This window comes from Sphingopyxis sp. (assembly GCF_035998965.1).
Taxonomy (GTDB): Bacteria; Pseudomonadota; Alphaproteobacteria; order Sphingomonadales; family Sphingomonadaceae; genus Sphingopyxis.
In genome coordinates, this window is sequence record NZ_DASYHE010000003.1 from 1 (window position 1) to 17,548 (window position 17,548).

A 17,548-nucleotide genomic window follows, 5' to 3' on the forward strand; every position below is an offset into this window, starting at 1 on the left:
ACAGGGCTGGATTCGAACCAGCGTACGGAAACCCGGGCAGATTTACAGTCTGCTGCCTTTAACCACTCGGCCACCTGTCCATGGGGTCCGCTTTGGGAAGCGGTCCAATGGCGAAACGAGGCTTGCCTGTCAATGGCAGTCATGGGAAAGGCGCGACTATGAGACAGATTTCCCGTCACCGTCGCCCGCAAGGCCCCAGCACGCGCGGCCAGCCCATCCGTTTCTGGGGCCGCCACGCCGTTCTGGCGGCGCTCGCCAACCCCGAACGCACCGTCAAACGCATCTGGGGAACGCGTGAAGCGCTAGGGCAGCTCGACCTGCCGCCGGTGATTCCGATCAACTATGCCGAGGTGACCGATCTCGCGCGGCTCGTCGCGCGCGACGCGCCGCATCAAGGGCTGGTGATCGAAGTCGATCCGCTGGAGGACATCTATCTCGGCGACCTTTTACAGCAGGAGGTCGACGCCGACAGCAGGCGCCCCCTCATCGTGCTCGATCAGGTCACCGACCCGCATAATATCGGTGCGGTGCTGCGTTCGGCGGCGGCGTTCGATGCGGCGGCGATCATCACCCAGGATCGCCACAGCCCCCCCGAAAGCGGCGTTATTGCGCGTTCGGCGTCGGGCGCGCTCGAAATCGTGCCGTGGGTGCGCGTCGTCAACCTGTCGCGCGCGCTGGAGGAGATTGCCGAGGCGCAATATTGGCGGATCGGGTTGATGGGCGATACCGAGACGACGCTGGGATCGACCCTCGACGGCAGCCGCGTTGCGCTGGTGCTGGGATCCGAAGGTGACGGGATGCGTCACAATGTCATGGAGCATTGCGACGTGCTGGCGAAACTACCAATCTCGCCGCGCATGGAGAGCCTGAACATCTCGAACGCCGCGGCGATTGCGCTTTATGCGGTGGCGACGGCGGGCAAATAAACCGTCGCCCCCGCGAAGGCGGGGGCCGCTATCGGCGTAGTGCAATGTTGCCAGCGGCCCCCGCCTTCGCGGGGGCGACGTTTTAATCCTCCGCTGCGATCCGCACCTTCAACCCGTCGAGTGCGTCGCTGAACGGCAGCTGGCACGACAGGCGCGAGGTGGCGTCGCGGTCGGTCGTCGAATCGAGCAGGTCATTCTCGTCCTCGCTCATCGCGGGCAGCTGATCCGCCGCGCCCGCCTCGACATGGACGTGGCATGTCGCGCACGAGCAGCAGCCGCCGCACAGCGCCAGCAGTTCGTCGAACCCGGCGTCGCGGATGTTTTCCATCACCGTCAGGCTGGTGTCGCCCTCGATCTCATGCTCGGTTCCGTCACGCGTCACGACAATCAGCTTGGCCATGCTAGTCCCCATATCTTCGATGTTGCTGGCGCTATGTCGCGCGTTGCGCGGCAAATCAAGCACTGCTAGTGACAGGCGGTGGAACAAAAGGGGAATATGTCATGGGTCTGACCCAGCAGCAGCTGAACGCCGGAATCGACGCGCTCGCGGCGCTCGATCCGAATTTCGCGCGCGCGCTGGCGAATGCAGGCTACCCTGAACCGCGCATCCGCGCGCCGGGCTACACCACCCTGCTCCGCACCATCGTCGGCCAACAAGTCAGCGTCGCCGCGGCGACCTCGATCTGGAACAAGCTGGAGGCGCAATTTGGCGAAGGCTGCCCCGCCGAAATCGTTGCGGCGGCCGATTTCGATACGCTGCGCGCCTGCGGCCTGTCGGGGCAGAAACAGGGCTATGCCAAAAGCCTGGCGCAACTGATCCTCGACGGCGAACTCGACGTCTCCGCCCTCCCCGCCGACGACGAGGAAGCAATCGCATTGCTCACCAAGGTGAAGGGCATCGGCCGCTGGTCGGCTGAGATCTACCTGCTGTTCGCTGAGGGACGCCCCGACATCTGGCCCGCGGGCGATCTGGCGGTGCAGGAAGGCGTCGGCCGCATCCTGCAACTTGAAGCACGGCCGAGCGAAAAGGCGGTGCGCGAACTCGCCGAACCCTGGCGCCCGCATCGCGGCGCGGCGGCGATCTTCAGCTGGCATTGTTACAATATGGCGGTGATTTGACCTGCTTCCGCCTTCCCCTTCACGGGAGGGCAGCGAGACTTGCTGGCTTAGTCGCAGCGGGTGGGTTCCATCGGCCTAGCGCAAGGCCGACAGACCCCACCCCAACCCCTCCCCTGAAGGGGAGGGGCTAATCTGTCCCAAACAAAAAAGGCCGGGCGAAGCATCCTCCACCCAGCCTTTTGTTGATCTTCAGCCGAAGCTTATTTCTTGGCTGCCGCCTTCTTGACCGGAGCCTTTGCAGCGGGTTTGTCCTCAGCGGCCTTCGCCGGCGCAGCCTTTTTCGCAGGAGCGGGCTTTTCCTCAGCCTTCTTGGCCGGAGCGGCCTCGGCCTTCTTTGCCGGTGCCTTCTTGGCAGGAGCCGCCTCGGCGGCCTCTTCCTTCACGTCGGCCTTTTTGGCTGCGGGCTTTTTCGCGGCGGCCTTCTTGGCCGGCTTGTGGTCGTGATCATGGTCGTGACCACAGCCCGGACCATGGACGTGGCCGCTGTCGTCATCGGCTTCGATCGCCGCTTCCAGTTCCTCGCGGGTGGTTTCGCGGTCGGTAATCTCGGCCTTTTCGAACAGGAAGTCGACGACCTTGTCTTCGTACAGCGGAGCGCGGAGCTGCGCCGCGGCGAGGGCGTCCTGCTGGACATATTCCATGAAGCGGCCGCGATCTTCGGGACGGTATTGCTGCGCCGCCTGCATGATCAGCCGCTGCATTTCCTGCTGCGACACCTGCACGCCATGCGCCTGACCGATTTCGGACAGGAGCAGGCCCAGGCGGACGCGGCGCACCGCGATCGCATGATAATCATCGCGGTCGGCTTCCAGCTCGGCCTTCGCCGCGGCGGGATCGTCTTCGTTCTCGACTTCCTGCTCCAACTGCTGCCATATCTGCGCGAATTCGGCCTCGACCATCGTCGGCGGCACGTCGAAATCATGGCTCGCGGCGAGCTGGTCGAGCAGCTTGCGCTTCATATAGGTGCGCGTCAGGCCGTTCAGCTCCTGCTCGACCTGATCCTTCATCAGCTCTTTCAGCTTGTCGAGGCTTTCGAGGCCAAGCGATTTCGCGAATTCGTCGTCAATCTTCGACGCCGCCGGAACCTTCACTTCCTTCACCGTCACAGCGAATTCGGCCTTGGCACCCTTGAGGTTTTCGACCGGATATTCGTCGGGGAAGGTCACCTTGACGGTCTTTTCGTCGCCGACCTTGGCGCCGATCAGCTGGTCTTCGAAACCCGGGATCAGCTGGCCCGAACCGATTTCGACCGCCATGTCTTCGCCGGTGCCGCCGTCAAAGGCGACGCCATCGACGCTGCCGGCGAAATCGATGATGACCTGGTCGCCAGCGGCTGCTTTCTTGGTTTTCGGCGCGTCTTCGAAGCGCTTCATCTGCGCGGCGAACTCCTCGATCTTGGCCATGACGGCCTTGTCGTCGGCGGGCACCGTCAGGCGCTCCAGCTTCAACCCATCGATCGACGGCGTCTTGATGTCGGGCAAAACTTCCAGCGCGACGGTGACTTCGGCGTCCTTGCCGGTTTCATAACCATCGGCCAGGGTGACCGCGGGCTGCAACGCGGGGCGCAGCTTTTCCTTGGCCATCAGGTCGCGAACGCCCGCGTCGATTGCCTTGTTCAGCGCGTCGGCCGACAGCGCGGGACCGTGCATCTTGCGGATCAGGTTCGGCGGCACCTTGCCGGGGCGGAAACCGGGCATCCGGACGGTCGGGGCGATGCTCTTCACCTCGTCGTCGACGCGTGCGTCGATATCCTTGGCGGTGATGGTCACGCGATATTCGCGCTTCAGGCCTTCGTTCAGCGTTTCGACGGTCTTCATTGCCTTGGTCTTATCCTTGCTCAAAATCTCGTATCGATGAACCCCGGCCACATGGCGGGGTTCCCCTATCCCGGCTCCATCCCCATCAGATCGTCGGAACTGGTGCGGGCGAAGGGACTCGAACCCCCACATCTTGCGATACTGGTACCTAAAACCAGCGCGTCTACCAATTCCGCCACGCCCGCAGAGGCTGTCGGCCGGGTGCACAAAGCCGCGCGCTATGCCGCGCACGCCCGTGCGGGCCGCGCGGGGCTATAGCAGACGCGCCGCCGAGGGCAAGGGCGGAAAGCCTGCCATTTCGGCGGGCGGAACGCCGACCGCTGCCGTTCGTTGATACAGCAAGGAGAGACCATATGACCTTTGCTTCCAACCTGCACGTTCGCGCGACTGACCCGTTTCCCAAACCCAAGCCCGACACCATCGAACCGATGGCACCGCCCGAACACCCCGTACAGCCAACGCCGCAGGAGGATCCCGCCGGTCAGCCGCTGGAAATCCCGGGCAATCCGGGCGGCGGCGGCGATATCGATGAACCGGGCCGCGGCCCGGATGAGGTGCCGCCACAACAGGTTTAGTCCGGTCGCCGCCGTCCTTTTTTGGTGGGTGGCGGGCTTTGGGTGTCGGCCGTTTCGTGCTAACCTCGCGCCGCCCCGCAACAGGAGACACTGCGATGCGTCCGATCTGCCTTTCCCTTCTTTTCACGGCCTGTGCCTTCCCCCTCCCCGCGCTTGCCCAGTCGGCGCCCGATGTTGCTGATCTGGTGGGTGCGCGCGGCGCAGGCGGCGAGACTCAGTTGCTCGCGCGCGGGTATGAATCGCGCCAGTCGAATGTCGTGGGCAACCAGCGCTATACCTTTTGGTACAACCAGCGCACCGGGCGCTGCATCTCGGTGGCGACGATGGACGGGCGCTATTCGTCCATCATCGGGGTTCCGGCTGAGAATTGCCAGGGCGGCAGCTCAGCGGACGACCATCACGCCCCGCCTGCCGATGCGGGCTATAACGACCCCGCTTCACTCGTCCTCGTCTGCTACGGCGCGGGCAACCGGCCCAGCGTGACCACTACCCCCAGCTACGACTGGAACCGGTCGAAGCATAAGTGGGAATGGGGCAGCGACGTGGTCAGCACCAACGAAGGATTCAACAGCGACGTCCAGGTCGAGCTTTACGGCGATCACGGCCGCATCCACCTTGGCCCCAAGCTGGTCCCGCCGATCCACTCGGGCGGGCATGAAGGCTGGTGGGATCTGGAAAATCTGATGGTGACCCCCGATCGCATCACCGCAACCTATCGCCTCAACGGGCTCAACAAGCCGAAGCTCGACATCGACCGCCGCTCGGGTCGCATCCAGATCAAGGCCCAGACCGACTTTTCGGGTCAGTGCGACATCGGCAATTGGGGTGCGGGGCAGCGGCGCTTCTGACGCCGCAGTCGCCTCGCCTCAGCGGGTGCAGAAATCCACGAAGCGCGCGATCGCCTGTTTGCCGGTCGCGGTCGCGGCCATGTCAATCGCGCGGCCTTTGGCGGTCATGCGGAGCCAGCCGTTCGCGGCAAAGGCACGGATCAGCGGCGATCCTCCGGCAATTTCCTGCGACTGAAAGAATGGCATTTCGTCGATTTCGGTCTTGCCGGTGACGCGCAGCTTCGCGCTGACCGACGCGAGTTCGATCGCGGTCAGATCCGGCGCACCGCCCGAAATTCCGGCAAAGATGCGATTGCCGCCCTGCTCGCAGCGGAAATTCAGCGGCTGGTCGTCGGTCCCGTCGACTTCATAGGCGAGGATCGCGTCGGACACGCGATCTTCATTGACCCGCATCGTCCAGTCATAGCCGTCGTTCACCGCGGGCGCCGCGCTCGCGGTGGCGCCCAGCGCCAGCATCGCCGCCCCGCTTGCCGCAACGATCATCCGCTTCATCATCATTCATCCTTCGCATCATACCGGCATGAGTTTAGCCGCTTATGACACTGAAGCCACTGAATTGACTGTGAACTCGATCACAATTGTGGGTCAGCCGAGCGCCTTTTTAAGCAGCTCGTTGACCACCTGCGGGTTCGCCTTGCCCTGCATCGCCTTCATCGTCTGGCCGACGAAGAAACCGAACAGCGCTTCCTTGCCACCCTTATACTGCTCGACCTTGTCGGCATTGGCTGTCAGGATCTTGGCGATTTCGGCCTCGATCGCGCCGGTGTCGCTGGTCTGCTTGAGGCCATCGCGCTCGACGATTACGGCAGCGCCGTCGCCGCTTTCGAGCATCTTTTCGAACACCGTCTTCGCAATCGTCCCCGAAATCGTGCCGTCGGCCACCAGCCCGAGCAATTCGGCCGCCTGCTCCGGCGACACCGGCGAATCGGTCAGGTCGCGGCCCATGCGGTTGAGCGCGCCGAACAGCTCGCTCGTCACCCAGTTCGCCGCGGTGGCAGGCTTGGCGCCCGTGGCGCGCCCAACCTCCAGCAACGTGTCGAACCAGCGCGCCGCCTCGACCTCCGCCGTCAGCACATCGGCGTTATAGGCCGAAATCCCCAGCGCCAGATAGCGCGCACGCTTGGCGTCGGGCAGTTCCGGCAGGCTGTCGCGGCACTCGGCCAGAAACGCATCGTCGAGTTCCAGCGGCAACAGGTCGGGATCGGGGAAATAGCGGTAGTCATGCGCATCTTCCTTCGACCGCATCGACCGCGTTTCGCCCCGGTCGGGATCGTAGAGCCGCGTTTCCTGTACCACCGTGCCGCCGCTTTCGATCAGTTCGACCTGGCGCTTCGCCTCGCCCTCGATCACCGCCATCACGAAGCGCACCGAATTGACATTCTTGGTCTCGGTGCGCGTGCCGAATTCGTCGCCGGGCTTGCGGACCGACACGTTTACGTCGGCGCGCATCGAGCCCTCTTCCATATTGCCGTCGCACGAGCCGACATAGCGCAGGATCGCGCGCAGTTTGCGGACGTATGCCCCGGCCTCGGCAGGCGAGCGCATGTCGGGCTTCGACACGATCTCCATCAGCGCGACGCCGCTGCGGTTCAAATCGACATAGGACATCGTCGGGTGCTGGTCGTGCATCAGCTTGCCGGCATCCTGCTCGACATGGATGCGCTCGACCCCGATCACCTTGGGTTCGGGAATCCCCGCCTTCTCGTCCGCCTCGACGGTGATCGAACCTTCGCCGACAAGCGGATGATAAAGCTGCGAAATCTGATAGCCCTGCGGCAGATCGGCGTAAAAATAATTTTTGCGATCGAACCGCGACCATTTGTTGATCTGCGCCTCGATCGCCATGCCCGTGCGCACCGCCTGGCGGATGCACTCGCGGTTCGGCACCGGCAACATCCCCGGCATCGCGGCGTCGACCAGCGACACCTGCGTGTTGGGTTCGGCGCCAAACGCCGTCGCGGCGCCGGAAAACAGCTTGGCGTTGGTCGTGATCTGGGCGTGAACCTCCAGGCCGATCACGACCTCCCATTCACCGGTTTCGCCCTTGATGCGATAGTCAGACATCATTCAAATCCTTAGTGTGTCCCTGCGAAGGCAGGGACCCATCACCTGCCGTTTCAGCCTTGCACCATCCGGAGATGGACCCCTGCCTTCGCAGGGGCACAGGCTAAACTACCACCACTTCTCCGCCCGCGCCGTAAACCCGGCCCGCTCTTCAATTGCCAGCCCGGCGTTCAGCACGCCCTGCTCGTCGAAGGCCTTGCCGATGATCTGCAAGCCCAGCGGCAGCCCTTCGCGGTTCAGCGCCGCGGGCACCGACATTGCGGGCAGCCCCGCAAGGCTCGCGGGCACCGCGAACACGTCGTTGAGGTACATCGCCAGCGGATCGGCCATTTTCTCGCCCAGCCCGAACGCCGCCGACGGCGCGGTCGGCGCGAGGATAACGTCGCACGATGCAAAAGCCGCATCGAAATCACGCGCGATCAGCGTGCGCACTTTCTGTGCCTGCGTATAATAAGCGTCGTAAAAGCCTGCCGACAGCACATAGGTGCCGATCATGATGCGGCGCTTGACCTCCGCCCCAAAGCCGTCGGCGCGCGTCGCGGCGTACATGTCCTGCAACCCCGCGCCTTCGGGCAGGTCACGGAGCCCGTAGCGCACACCGTCATAGCGCGCGAGGTTTGACGAGGCCTCAGCCGGCGCGATGATATAATAGGCCGGCAGCGCATATTTGGTGTGCGGCAGACTGATCTCGACAACCGCGGCCCCCGCATCCTTCAGCATCGCGATCCCGGCGTCCCACATCGCGTCGATGTCGGGATCAATGCCTTCCAGCCGATATTCCTTGGGAATCCCGACCGTCTTGCCCTTGAGATCGCTCGACAAAGCCGCTTCCCAATTGGGCACTGGCAGGTCGAGGCTGGTCGCATCCTTCGGATCGAAACCCGCCATATTCTCGAGCATGATCGCGCAGTCGCGTACATCGCGCGCCATCGGCCCCGCCTGATCGAGCGAGCTCGCGAATGCCACAATGCCCCAGCGCGAGCAGCGGCCATAGGTCGGCTTGATCCCCGAAATACCCGTGAAGGCCGCGGGCTGGCGGATCGAGCCGCCGGTGTCGGTCCCCGTCGCCGCAGGGCACAGCCGCGCCGCGATCGCGGTCGAGCTGCCACCCGACGACCCGCCCGGCGCGAGCGCGGCATTGCCGCCATCCTTGCGCTTCCACGGGCTGATCACATTGCCAAAATAGCTCGTCTCGTTCGACGATCCCATCGCGAACTGGTCGAGGTTCAGCTTGCCCAGCATCCCCGCGCCCGCGTCCCACAATTTCTGGCTGACGGTCGATTCATAGCGCGGGACGAAGCCTTCGAGCATGTGGCTCGCCGCGGTCGTCTGGACGCCGTTGGTGCAGAACAGATCCTTCATCCCGATCGGCACGCCCGACAGCGGCTTGAGTACCCCCGCCGCGCGGTCGGCATCGGCGGCCTTCGCTGCCGCCAACGCATGTTCAGGCGTCTCGACGATAAAGGCATTGAGCGCCTTCGCCCCCGCGACATTGGCGTTGAACGCCTCCGCCACTTCGACGGCGCTGAAATCGCCCGCGCGATGACCGTCGCGGATCTGCGCGACGGTCAGGTTGGTCAGCTCGGTCATTATTCGATCACCTTGGGCACGCCGAAAAAGCCGTGCATCGCCGCAGGCGCATTCGCCAGCACATCGTCGCGGCGGTTGCCGCCGGTCAGCGGGTCGGCGTCGATCACATCGTCGCGCAGCCGCAGCTTGTTGGGGATAACCGCGGTCATCGGCTCGACCCCGGTCACATCGACCTCGCCGAGTTGCTCGACCCAGCCCAAAATGGCGTTCAATTCGCCTTCCATCGCGGCGGCTTCGACATCGCTGATCGCGATGCGCGCCAGCGACGCTATTTTCCTGACCGTTGCCTGATCGATTGTCATTGGGTTCCTGCCTTTGCGGGGAAGCCGCGCCGCTAGCATTCCCGCGGGATCGCTTCAACCTTCTCTATCTTCCCTGTGACGAAGTCATGGGGGAGTCGCAGACGGCGCGCAGCGCCAGCGGGACCGCCGCCGCAGGCGGTGGTGGAGGGGTGGCGACGTCACGCCATGGCCCCTCCGTCAGTCCTTCGGACTGCCACCTCCCCATGGCTTCGCCACAGGGAGGATCAAATCATTCGAACGCCGCCGATTCCGGCACGCCATCCACCAGAATGCGCCGCTGCTCGATCGTCTCGACCGTCACCGTCGCTTTTGACAAGTCGACGTCAGGCCGCGTCGCGCGCGCGTCGCGGCCGATATCGCCCTGGACCCAGCGCCCCTCCTTGTTCATCGTCACAAAATCGAAGTTCATCTCTTCGCCCGGTTCATTCTGCCCCAACACCCCGATCCGATCGTCGGCCAGCCATACCGCGACGCATGCCTTGGCGCGGCTGCACATATAGGTTCCGGCGATGCGCTCCAGCGCTTCGGTCGGCAAAGCGCGGTCGGCGGGGATGACGCGCAGCCGCTCGGCGATCGGCTTGAGCAGCACCGGCACCTTCGGTCCGGTCAGATCCCAGCGATTCTTAGCCGCCAGCGCCGCCTTGGCCGCGTCAGCGCGCTCCTTTTGCGGCGATTTGGTCAGTTCCTGCAAAGCCGCGCGCCCGCTCGGCCCAAAATCATAGGCCATCGCCGCCCAGTCGAATTTTTCGACCTTCGTGGCCCCCGAATTCAGCCGCGCCATCTGATCGCGCGTTGAAATCGCCCCGAAATCCAGGATTGGCAGCGCCAGAAACAGCGCCAGCAACGCCACCCCGATCGCCAGCTTCTGCTGCAAAGGGCGGAGCACATCGTCGAAATCGCGCCGCCCTTTCACAACCGACCACAGGCCGATGACGCCATAGGCCAGCGCGATCAGCGCCGCGATCAAGCCCCAGATACGCTCGGGCGTCCAGCCATATTGGCCGATCCGCAGCTGCATCGAATAATAAGCGATCCCCGCGAGCGGCAGCACCGCCACCGCGAGCACCGGCGCCGCCCAGCGGAGCAGCGGATTGGTCGCGCGATCATCGGCGCCATTGCCGATCACCGCATTGGCCAGCAGCACGCCAAACGCCGCCGCCGCCAGCATCAACGCCGCGGTCGAAAAACCCGATGCCCAGAGCTTCGCCAGCCCCGTTCCCGCCAGCGACAGCAGGAAGATGACCAGCGCCGCTGCGAGCACCGGGGCCAGCACCGCCAGCACGATCATCACCAGCCGCTGCAAGGTCGAAACCAGCTTGTCGCGCTCGCGCAGCAACCCGACCGCGCCGCCGAACGCCGCCCCCGCGAGCATCCAGCCAAACCATTCGTCGCTCAGCAAATCGCGGATCAGGTCGATCCCGATCAGGTGGAACATTTCCGCGATCAGGAAGGTGAGCAGGAACGCGATCCCGACAAACGCCAGGCTCGCCGCGCCGATCACCGCATCGGTCCACGCGTGACTGTGCAGTCGGCCATAGGGCATGTCCCACAGCTTCCAATACCGCCAGTCGGGCGCGACATCGCGGTGCGTCTGGAACAAAGGCGTCGCGACCAGCACCGCGAGCATCCCCGACCAGAACGGCCATTCGATCGGGCCGCCCTGCAAATTATACGCCGCCGTCTGCCACGCGATCAGCCCGAGGACCATGCCCCAGATCAGCGCAAAGCCGAGCGCCCAGAGCCACCGCCGCAGCTCGACCCCCAGCACGAACACCACCGCCGCGACCGCAACTGCAGTCGCCAGCGCGCTGCGCCACTGCGCCAGCCCATCCTCGTAATTGTGATCGACGAGGGCATGGAACGCGAGCCCCGCCGCGGCACAAATCGCCGCCATGATCCACGGGCGCAGCGGCCAAGGCGGATCATTATCGTCAAGGCGTGCGGAAACTCGGGGCGAATCAGCGGCGGGGCCGGTTGCGGGCGCGTCGGTCATACCCCACATCTGGGCTTGTTTCACTGGCCAGCGCAAGCCAAACAGCGCACCAGTCCTCCTCCGTCCCCTCCCCCATGGAGCCCCCATTGGCCCGCAAATTTCTTTACGTCATTGCCGCGCTCATCCTGCTGATCCTTGCCGCCGGGGTCGTATATCAGCTCTTCCCCGGCTGGGTCGCGCGCACCGCCTTTGTGCCGAGCGCAGAGTTCAAACAGCAGGTCGCCGTTGCGCCCAACGCCTATGACGACCCCAAAATGTGGTTTGCGCGTCCCGGCATCGCCAGCGACCCGTCGGCCTGGCGCCCCGCCGCCGACGGATCCGCCCCCGACAGCGCCGAAGCGCAATCGCGCGACCAGCTGATCCCGTCCGCGGGCGCCGCCGAAACCACCGCGCCGCCGGTGCCAAAGGGCAACGCCGCGGTCTTTTTCGTCCACCCGACCAGCTATTACAGCCGCTCGAGCTGGAACGCGCCGCTGGCAGACCGCGATTCGGACCACCGCGCCAATCTGTTCGTGCAGGGCATGGCGAGCGCCTTTGCCGATGCCGGCGAAATCTGGGCGCCGCGCTACCGTCAGGCGACGCTCGGCGCCTTCCTTGCCGAAGACCGCGTCACCGCGGGCAAGGCAATTGACGCCGCTTACCGCGACGTCGAGGAAGCCTTCGACGCCTTTGTCGCCGCGCAGCCCACGAACAAACCGATCATCCTTGCGGGCCACAGCCAGGGCGCGCTCCACCTGACCACTTTGCTCAAAAACAAGATCGCCGGCACGCCGCTCGCGAAGCGGATCGTCGCCGCCTATGTCATCGGCTGGCCGATCAGCCGCGACACCGACATGGCGGCGCTCGGCCTGCCCGCGTGCCAGACGCCCGAACAGAAGGGCTGCATCCTCAGCTGGGCGACCTTCGCCGACCCCGCCGATCCCGAAATGGTGATCAGCGCCTATGACGGCACGATCGGCTTCGACGGCCGCCCGCGCGCCGACACGCGGATGCTGTGCACCAACCCGCTGACCGGCACCCCCGATGCCGCCGCCGAGCCCGACGCCAATCTTGGCACCCTCCGGCCGACCGAGGGCTTCAAGAGCGGATCGCTGATCGCGGGCAAGATCGGCGCCAAATGCGACGATACGCGCGGGCTGCTGATGATCGGCGATGCCGAGATCGCCAAGGATTATGTCGTCGCAGGCTATGTGCTGCCCGGTAACAATTACCATGTCTATGACATCACCCTGTTCTGGGCGAATGTCCGCGCCGACGCTTTGCGGCGGTTGGCGGCGTATGAGGGGAAGCCGTCGCCGGTCCCGCCCGCGGCGATGCCGTTGGCGCCAACTCCGCCCGTAGCAGCAACGCCGAACACCTAAATCCGTCATTGCGAGCGAAGCGAAGCAATCCAGAGCGGTTTACGCTACTCTGGATTGCCGCGTCGCTTCGCTCCTCGCAATGACGGGATTTGGACGGTAATGGCAGCATCATGATCACCACCGCCGCCCCAGATTTCTCAGCCCAATTCCCCAATGGCGGTCGCCTCGCGGGCCTCGACGTCGGCACCAAAACCATCGGCGTCGCGACCTGTGATATGAACTGGAGCTTCGCGACCCCCGACAAGACGATCATCCGCAAGAAATTCGCTGCCGATCTCGCAACGCTCAAATCGGTCCTCACTGCCCACGCGATCGTCGGCCTCGTCGTCGGCCTCCCCCTCAATATGGACGGCACCGACAGCCCGCGCACCCAAAGCACCCGCGCCTTTGCACGCAACCTGCTGCCGCTCGGCCTCCCCATCCTGCTGTGGGACGAACGCTGGTCGACCGCCGCGGTCGAGCGCGCAATGATCGCCGCCGACGTCAGCCGCGCCAAGCGCGCCGAACGGATCGACAGCGCCGCCGCGGCCTTCATCCTGCAAGGCGCGATCGATGCGATGACGCGCGGTTGATCCGCTATGTCGTCTATTGGCTCGCCGCGGCAAACGGCATCACCTTTGGCTTGATGATCGCCGACAAGCGCCGCGCAGAAGCAGGCGCGCGCCGGATATCCGAAAGCACCCTGCTCGGCTGGTCGTGGCTCGGCGGCGCCATCGGCGCCTATGCGGCCTCGCGCATCGTGCGCCACAAAACCCGCAAGCAGCCTTTTGCGACGAAGATGATTATGCTCTGCGCGGCCGAAATCGTGCTGCTCGGGCTCTGGGCGCTCGGGCTACTCGATCCGCTCGTCACCTGATCCTCCCTGTGGCGAAGCCATGGGGAGGTGGCAGCGGCCTAGCCGCTGACAGAGGGGCTTTGGCGCGGCGGTCGCGGCCCCTCCACCCTTCGCTTCGCGAACGGTCCCCCTCCCCATCGCTGCGCGACAGGGAGGATCCGCTTGCCAGAAGCGCCGTGCCTGCCTAAACGCTCCCCTTTAATGACAACGTCAACAACCCGACCCGCCAGCGACTATCCGCCCGGCGGCGATGCCTTTCGCCATCGCCACCTGATCGGCATCGCCCAGCTGACCCCGTGGGAGATCAGCTACGTCCTCGACGCCGCCGAACAATGGGTCGATCTCAACCGCAGCGGCGCCGCCAAGCATGACGACCGGCTTGCGGGCCTCACCATCATCAACGCCTTTTTCGAAAATTCGACGCGCACGCTCTTGTCGTTCGAAATCGCCGGAAAGCGCCTCGGCGCCGACGTCGTCAACATGCACGCCGCGCAATCGAGCGTCAAAAAGGGCGAAACGCTGATCGATACCGCGATGACGCTCAACGCGATGCGCGCCGACGCGATGGTGATCCGCCACGGCAGCTCGGGGGCGGTCCAGCTGATCGCCGACAAGGTCGATTGCCCGGTGCTGAACGCGGGCGACGGGCGCCACGAGCATCCGACGCAGGCGCTGCTCGACGCGCTCACCATCCGCCGCCGCCTCGGCCGCGTCGAGGGCCTCACCATCGCGATCTGCGGCGACGTGCTGCACAGCCGCGTTGCGCGCTCGAACATCCTCGCGCTCACGCTGCTCGGCAACGAGGTCCGCGTCGTCGCGCCGCCGACGCTCACCCCGCCCGCGATCGACCGCATGCATGTTACGACCTTCACCGACATGGACGAGGGATTGAAAGACGCCGACGTCGTGATGATGCTCCGCCTCCAGAACGAGCGCATGGACGGCGCCTATCTGCCCAGCGCGCGCGAATATCATGCGCTCTACGGCCTGACCCCCAAGCGCCTCGAAAGGGCCAAGCCCGATGCGATCGTCATGCATCCCGGCCCGATGAACCGCGGGGTCGAAATCGACAGCAGCGTCGCCGACCACCCCACCCGCTCGACGATTACCGAGCAGGTCGAAATGGGGGTCGCGGTGCGCATGGCATGCCTCGACATTTTGACGCGCCGCCAGCGAGGGGTCGCGGGATGGAACTGAAACCGCTCCTCATCACGAACGCGCGCCTGCTCGGCAGCGAGATCGGCAGTTTGCTCGTTACGGCCGGCCGCATCGCCGCGCTCAACCCGAACGAGACGCCGGACGGCACCGAAAACTTGGATGCCAAAGGCCAATGGCTCGCCCCCGGCATCATCGACCTTGGCGTCTTTGCGACCGACAAGCCCGCCTTTCACTTCGGCGGCATTACCCGCGCCGCGCTGATGCCCGACGCCGGGCCGCTCGACGACCCCGGGCTGGTCGAGCGTGCCGCAAAGGGCGGCAAGCCGGACCTGTGGGTCCACCCCGTCGCTGCCGCCACCAAAGGCCTCGCAGGCAAGGAACTCGCCGAAATCGGCCTGATGAAAAGCGCGGGCGCGCGCGCCATCGCCACCGGCCGCACCCGCATCTCCGACAGCGGTGTGATGCGCCGCGTCCTGGCCTACGCCGCATCGCTCGGCCTCGTCACGATCATCCACGCCGAAGACGAAGGCCTCACCGCCGGTGCAGTCGCAACCGACGGCGAAATGGCGACCCGCCTCGGCCTCGCCTCGGCCCCCGCCATCGCCGAAGCGATCGCGATCGCGCGCGACCTCGCGCTCGTCGAGGAAACCGGCGCCCCCGTCCATTTCCGCCAGGTCACCACCGCACGCGGCCTCGACCTGATCCGCGCTGCGAAATCCAAGGGGCTGCCGGTCCTCTGCGGCATCACCCCGGCGCATCTATTTCTGTCCGACACCGCAATCGGCGATTTCCGGACCTTCGCGCGTCTGTCGCCGCCGCTGCGCAGCGAAGACGACCGCCAGGCGTGCCTTGCGGCGGTCGCCGACGGCACGATCGATATTCTGTCGTCAGGTCACGACCCGCGCGGTCCTGAGGACAAGCGCCTGCCGTTCGCCGAAGCGCTCCCTGGCATGGCCGGCGCCGAAACCCTGCTCGCGCTCGGCCTAAACCTCGTGCGCGACGGCCATGTCACGCCCGCCCGCTTGTTCGACATGCTCGCCGCCACCCCCGCCTGCCTGCTCGGCCTCAACGCCGGGCGTCTGGCAGTGGGCATGGAGGCCGACCTCATCCTGATCGACGACGGCACCCCGTGGCAGGTCGATGCGAAAAAAATGGCCGCTTATGCGGGCAACACGCCGTTCGACGGTATGCCGGTGCAAGGCCGCGCGACCGCGATGTGGAAGGGCGGGTTGCGGGTGCGGTAGAGCGGCGCTGGGGTGGTTCTCCAGACCGTCTTCTATTTCCGTTCGTGTCGAGCGAAGTCGAGACACCCATCGGCAGCGTACGTCCTCAGCGTATCTCGACTTCGCTCGACACGAACGGGATTTGAGGGACGGCTTATCCGCAATCGGTCGTCACCGCCCTCCCATCAAACCGCCCACTCTCCCGGATTATCCTCCTCCCCAATCAACGCCAGCCCATGCGCGATCGACGTCAGCTCGCCGCCGGTTGCAATCCGTTCCGCCCCGAACCGCCGCTCGAACAGCGCGCGGATCGCGGGGATCAGCGACGATCCGCCGGTCAGGAACACCCGGTCGATCGCCCCCGCCGCCACGCTCGCCCGAACCAGCGCCGCATCCATCGCCGCCTCGATCCGCCGCAAATCATCGGCGATCCATGCCTCGAAATCGGCGCGCCGCACCACCGCCTCGATCGCGACCCCATCGCCCGAGAAGCGAAACGCCGCCTCGTCGGCGTTCGACAGCGCGCGCTTCAGCCGCCCGACGGCATCGTATAAAGGGAACCCCTGCTCATGCTCGATCAGCGCGATCATACGCCCGATCGGCACGGGATCGACCGCGTCGCGCTGCAACCGCTCCAGCTCATTCAGCGTTCGCCGGTTGCGCATCAGCGTCAGCCGCGACCAATCCCCGAAATCCCGAAAATACCCGCCTGGAATTTCGAGCAATTTGTCGAACGAGCGATACAGCCCGCCTTTGCCGAGCAAGGGCAGCACCAACTGATCGACAATCCGGTAATCGAACCGGTCGCCCGCGATCCCGATCCCCGACGATGCCAGCGGCACGCAGCGCCGCGGGCTGCCCGGCGCGGCCACCCGCACGATCGAAAAGTCGGTGGTCCCGCCGCCGAAGTCGGCGACCAAAATTGTCGCAGGCTCGCTCAATCGCGAGGCATAACTATGCGCCGCGCCGAGCGGCTCATGCACATAATATATCTCGGTACCAAAGGCCTCGAGCATCGCGTCATAGCGTTGCCGCGCCAGCGCCGTATCGGGCCGCGCCCCCGCATATTCGACCGGCCGTCCGACGATCACGCGCGGCGGCAGCGTATCGAGCCGTCCCCCGGCATGCGCGACCAGCCGCTGGAGGAACAGGCGCCCCATATCCTCGAACCGGTACGGCTTGTTGAAGATCATCGCGCGTTCGAACGACACGCTCGCCGCAACGCTCTTGAACGACTGGACGAAGCGGCTGTCGAGCGGCGACTGGAGATATTCGGCGATTGCCCACGGCCCCGCCTCATTCGCCACGCCTTGCCACGCCCGCTCCTCTTCCCAGAAACACAGCGCCGAGCGGAACACCGCCCCGGTCGCCGCGTCCCCGGCAAACTCGACCAGATCCGACCCGCCCTGCCCGTCGGTCAAGGCAACCACTGTATTGGTCGTCCCGAAATCGAGCCCGAGCGCACGCGCCGCGGCATGGCTGGTCATGGCGTGCTCCTGTGAATTGGCGGCGGCGCCTATTGCACGCAGCGGGCGGGCCGACAAGGCGGCAGGCAGACACATCATTGATCCACCCACGCTTGCATTTTCCGGGTAGCCCCGCTAAGCGCCGCCGCTTCCGACCATGGTCATCCCTGGAGGCGTGGCGGACTTTGAAACTTTTCTCGGAGAAAAATGATGAGCGACCAGCTGGTGCTGTCGGCCGAGACGCGTGATCGGGGAGGCAAGGGAGCCTCGC

At 65.3% G+C, this 17,548-nt stretch carries 17 protein-coding genes and 1 tRNA gene; 9 read left to right on the forward strand and 9 right to left on the reverse strand.

Annotation, left to right across the window (positions count from 1 at the left end):
- Positions 1 to 158 precede the first annotated feature (158 nt).
- Entirely contained in the window at positions 159 to 926 is a 768-nt protein-coding gene (gene rlmB / locus VGN68_RS00095) for a 23S rRNA (guanosine(2251)-2'-O)-methyltransferase RlmB (protein ID WP_327472658.1), read from the forward strand.
- Between the two features lie 82 nt (positions 927 to 1,008).
- Here the strand turns inward: rlmB and VGN68_RS00100 are convergent, their stop codons facing one another.
- A complete protein-coding gene (locus tag VGN68_RS00100; RefSeq protein WP_327472660.1) occupies positions 1,009 to 1,326 on the reverse strand; it encodes a 2Fe-2S iron-sulfur cluster-binding protein in 318 nt (105 codons plus the stop codon).
- 101 nt (positions 1,327 to 1,427) lie between these two features.
- Here VGN68_RS00100 and VGN68_RS00105 point away from each other — a divergent pair, with 101 nt between their 5' ends.
- Positions 1,428 to 2,045, forward strand: coding sequence for a DNA-3-methyladenine glycosylase (locus VGN68_RS00105; RefSeq protein ID WP_327472662.1), 618 nt, complete (start codon positions 1,428 to 1,430; stop codon positions 2,043 to 2,045).
- 200 nt (positions 2,046 to 2,245) lie between these two features.
- Here VGN68_RS00105 and tig read toward each other — a convergent pair whose 3' ends face one another.
- Both tig and VGN68_RS00115 read right to left on the reverse strand, forming a co-directional pair.
- Positions 2,246 to 3,862, reverse strand: coding sequence for a trigger factor (gene tig / locus VGN68_RS00110; RefSeq protein WP_327472664.1), 1,617 nt, complete (start codon positions 3,860 to 3,862; stop codon positions 2,246 to 2,248).
- 100 nt (positions 3,863 to 3,962) lie between these two features.
- Positions 3,963 to 4,047: transfer RNA gene (locus VGN68_RS00115), tRNA-Leu, on the reverse strand.
- 168 nt (positions 4,048 to 4,215) lie between these two features.
- On the opposite strand from VGN68_RS00115, the gene VGN68_RS00120 reads away from it, so the two are divergent.
- Both VGN68_RS00120 and VGN68_RS00125 read left to right on the forward strand, forming a co-directional pair.
- Positions 4,216 to 4,437 carry a hypothetical protein gene (locus VGN68_RS00120; protein ID WP_327472666.1) on the forward strand — a complete coding sequence of 74 codons (222 nt, stop codon included), beginning with the start codon at positions 4,216 to 4,218 and terminating at the stop codon, positions 4,435 to 4,437.
- Between the two features lie 95 nt (positions 4,438 to 4,532).
- Positions 4,533 to 5,285, forward strand: coding sequence for a hypothetical protein (locus VGN68_RS00125; RefSeq protein ID WP_327472668.1), 753 nt, complete (start codon positions 4,533 to 4,535; stop codon positions 5,283 to 5,285).
- An 18-nt stretch (positions 5,286 to 5,303) separates the two neighbouring features.
- On the opposite strand, the gene VGN68_RS00130 is transcribed toward VGN68_RS00125, so the two are convergent.
- The 5 genes from VGN68_RS00130 to VGN68_RS00150 form a co-directional block, all read right to left on the reverse strand.
- Complete coding sequence (locus VGN68_RS00130) at positions 5,304 to 5,777, reverse strand: hypothetical protein (RefSeq protein ID WP_327472670.1); 474 nt, start codon at positions 5,775 to 5,777, stop codon at positions 5,304 to 5,306.
- Positions 5,778 to 5,870: 93 nt separating this feature from the next.
- Positions 5,871 to 7,349: an Asp-tRNA(Asn)/Glu-tRNA(Gln) amidotransferase subunit GatB gene (gatB, locus tag VGN68_RS00135; RefSeq protein ID WP_327472672.1), complete on the reverse strand. Its 1,479-nt coding sequence runs from the start codon at positions 7,347 to 7,349 to the stop codon at positions 5,871 to 5,873.
- Positions 7,350 to 7,457: 108 nt separating this feature from the next.
- Entirely contained in the window at positions 7,458 to 8,939 is a 1,482-nt protein-coding gene (gene gatA / locus VGN68_RS00140) for an Asp-tRNA(Asn)/Glu-tRNA(Gln) amidotransferase subunit GatA (protein ID WP_327472674.1), read from the reverse strand.
- Positions 8,939 to 9,241, reverse strand: coding sequence for an Asp-tRNA(Asn)/Glu-tRNA(Gln) amidotransferase subunit GatC (gatC, locus tag VGN68_RS00145; protein WP_327472676.1), 303 nt, complete (start codon positions 9,239 to 9,241; stop codon positions 8,939 to 8,941). The genes gatA and gatC overlap by 1 nt, the downstream gene beginning before the upstream one ends.
- Positions 9,242 to 9,470: 229 nt before the next feature.
- Positions 9,471 to 11,234: a DUF4153 domain-containing protein gene (locus VGN68_RS00150; protein WP_327472678.1), complete on the reverse strand. Its 1,764-nt coding sequence runs from the start codon at positions 11,232 to 11,234 to the stop codon at positions 9,471 to 9,473.
- 86 nt (positions 11,235 to 11,320) lie between these two features.
- Here VGN68_RS00150 and VGN68_RS00155 point away from each other — a divergent pair, with 86 nt between their 5' ends.
- The 5 genes from VGN68_RS00155 (at position 11,321) to VGN68_RS00175 (ending at position 15,832) form a co-directional block, all read left to right on the forward strand.
- Positions 11,321 to 12,595, forward strand: coding sequence for a DUF3089 domain-containing protein (locus VGN68_RS00155; protein WP_327472680.1), 1,275 nt, complete (start codon positions 11,321 to 11,323; stop codon positions 12,593 to 12,595).
- A gap of 110 nt (positions 12,596 to 12,705) precedes the next feature.
- Complete coding sequence (gene ruvX / locus VGN68_RS00160; protein ID WP_327472682.1) at positions 12,706 to 13,167, forward strand: Holliday junction resolvase RuvX; 462 nt, start codon at positions 12,706 to 12,708, stop codon at positions 13,165 to 13,167.
- On the forward strand, positions 13,164 to 13,451 hold the full coding sequence (locus VGN68_RS00165; protein ID WP_327472684.1) for a DUF1294 domain-containing protein: 288 nt from the start codon (positions 13,164 to 13,166) through the stop codon (positions 13,449 to 13,451). Before ruvX ends, VGN68_RS00165 begins: the two co-directional genes overlap by 4 nt.
- A gap of 180 nt (positions 13,452 to 13,631) precedes the next feature.
- Positions 13,632 to 14,627, forward strand: a complete 996-nt coding sequence (locus VGN68_RS00170; RefSeq protein ID WP_327472686.1) for an aspartate carbamoyltransferase catalytic subunit — start codon at positions 13,632 to 13,634, stop codon at positions 14,625 to 14,627.
- Positions 14,618 to 15,832 (forward strand): dihydroorotase, encoded by a 1,215-nt coding sequence (locus VGN68_RS00175; RefSeq protein ID WP_327472688.1) that lies wholly within the window; start codon positions 14,618 to 14,620, stop codon positions 15,830 to 15,832. The genes VGN68_RS00170 and VGN68_RS00175 overlap by 10 nt, the downstream gene beginning before the upstream one ends.
- A 164-nt stretch (positions 15,833 to 15,996) precedes the next feature.
- On the opposite strand, the gene VGN68_RS00180 is transcribed toward VGN68_RS00175, so the two are convergent.
- On the reverse strand, positions 15,997 to 17,298 hold the full coding sequence (locus tag VGN68_RS00180) for an Hsp70 family protein (RefSeq protein WP_327472690.1): 1,302 nt from the start codon (positions 17,296 to 17,298) through the stop codon (positions 15,997 to 15,999).
- Positions 17,299 to 17,548 lie beyond the last annotated feature (250 nt).

Bases quoted from the DNA above. Each gene is read 5' to 3' on its own strand.
- rlmB (WP_327472658.1), top strand. From the start codon at position 159: ATGAGACAGATTTCCCGTCACCGTCGCCCGCAAGGCCCCAGCACGCGC.
- VGN68_RS00100 (WP_327472660.1), bottom strand. From the start codon at position 1,326: ATGGCCAAGCTGATTGTCGTGACGCGTGACGGAACCGAGCATGAGATC.
- VGN68_RS00105 (WP_327472662.1), top strand. From the start codon at position 1,428: ATGGGTCTGACCCAGCAGCAGCTGAACGCCGGAATCGACGCGCTCGCG.
- tig (WP_327472664.1), bottom strand. From the start codon at position 3,862: ATGAAGACCGTCGAAACGCTGAACGAAGGCCTGAAGCGCGAATATCGC.
- VGN68_RS00120 (WP_327472666.1), top strand. From the start codon at position 4,216: ATGACCTTTGCTTCCAACCTGCACGTTCGCGCGACTGACCCGTTTCCC.
- VGN68_RS00125 (WP_327472668.1), top strand. From the start codon at position 4,533: ATGCGTCCGATCTGCCTTTCCCTTCTTTTCACGGCCTGTGCCTTCCCC.
- VGN68_RS00130 (WP_327472670.1), bottom strand. From the start codon at position 5,777: ATGAAGCGGATGATCGTTGCGGCAAGCGGGGCGGCGATGCTGGCGCTG.
- gatB (WP_327472672.1), bottom strand. From the start codon at position 7,349: ATGTCTGACTATCGCATCAAGGGCGAAACCGGTGAATGGGAGGTCGTG.
- gatA (WP_327472674.1), bottom strand. From the start codon at position 8,939: ATGACCGAGCTGACCAACCTGACCGTCGCGCAGATCCGCGACGGTCAT.
- gatC (WP_327472676.1), bottom strand. From the start codon at position 9,241: ATGACAATCGATCAGGCAACGGTCAGGAAAATAGCGTCGCTGGCGCGC.
- VGN68_RS00150 (WP_327472678.1), bottom strand. From the start codon at position 11,234: ATGACCGACGCGCCCGCAACCGGCCCCGCCGCTGATTCGCCCCGAGTT.
- ruvX (WP_327472682.1), top strand. From the start codon at position 12,706: ATGATCACCACCGCCGCCCCAGATTTCTCAGCCCAATTCCCCAATGGC.
- VGN68_RS00170 (WP_327472686.1), top strand. From the start codon at position 13,632: ATGACAACGTCAACAACCCGACCCGCCAGCGACTATCCGCCCGGCGGC.
- VGN68_RS00175 (WP_327472688.1), top strand. From the start codon at position 14,618: ATGGAACTGAAACCGCTCCTCATCACGAACGCGCGCCTGCTCGGCAGC.
- VGN68_RS00180 (WP_327472690.1), bottom strand. From the start codon at position 17,298: ATGACCAGCCATGCCGCGGCGCGTGCGCTCGGGCTCGATTTCGGGACG.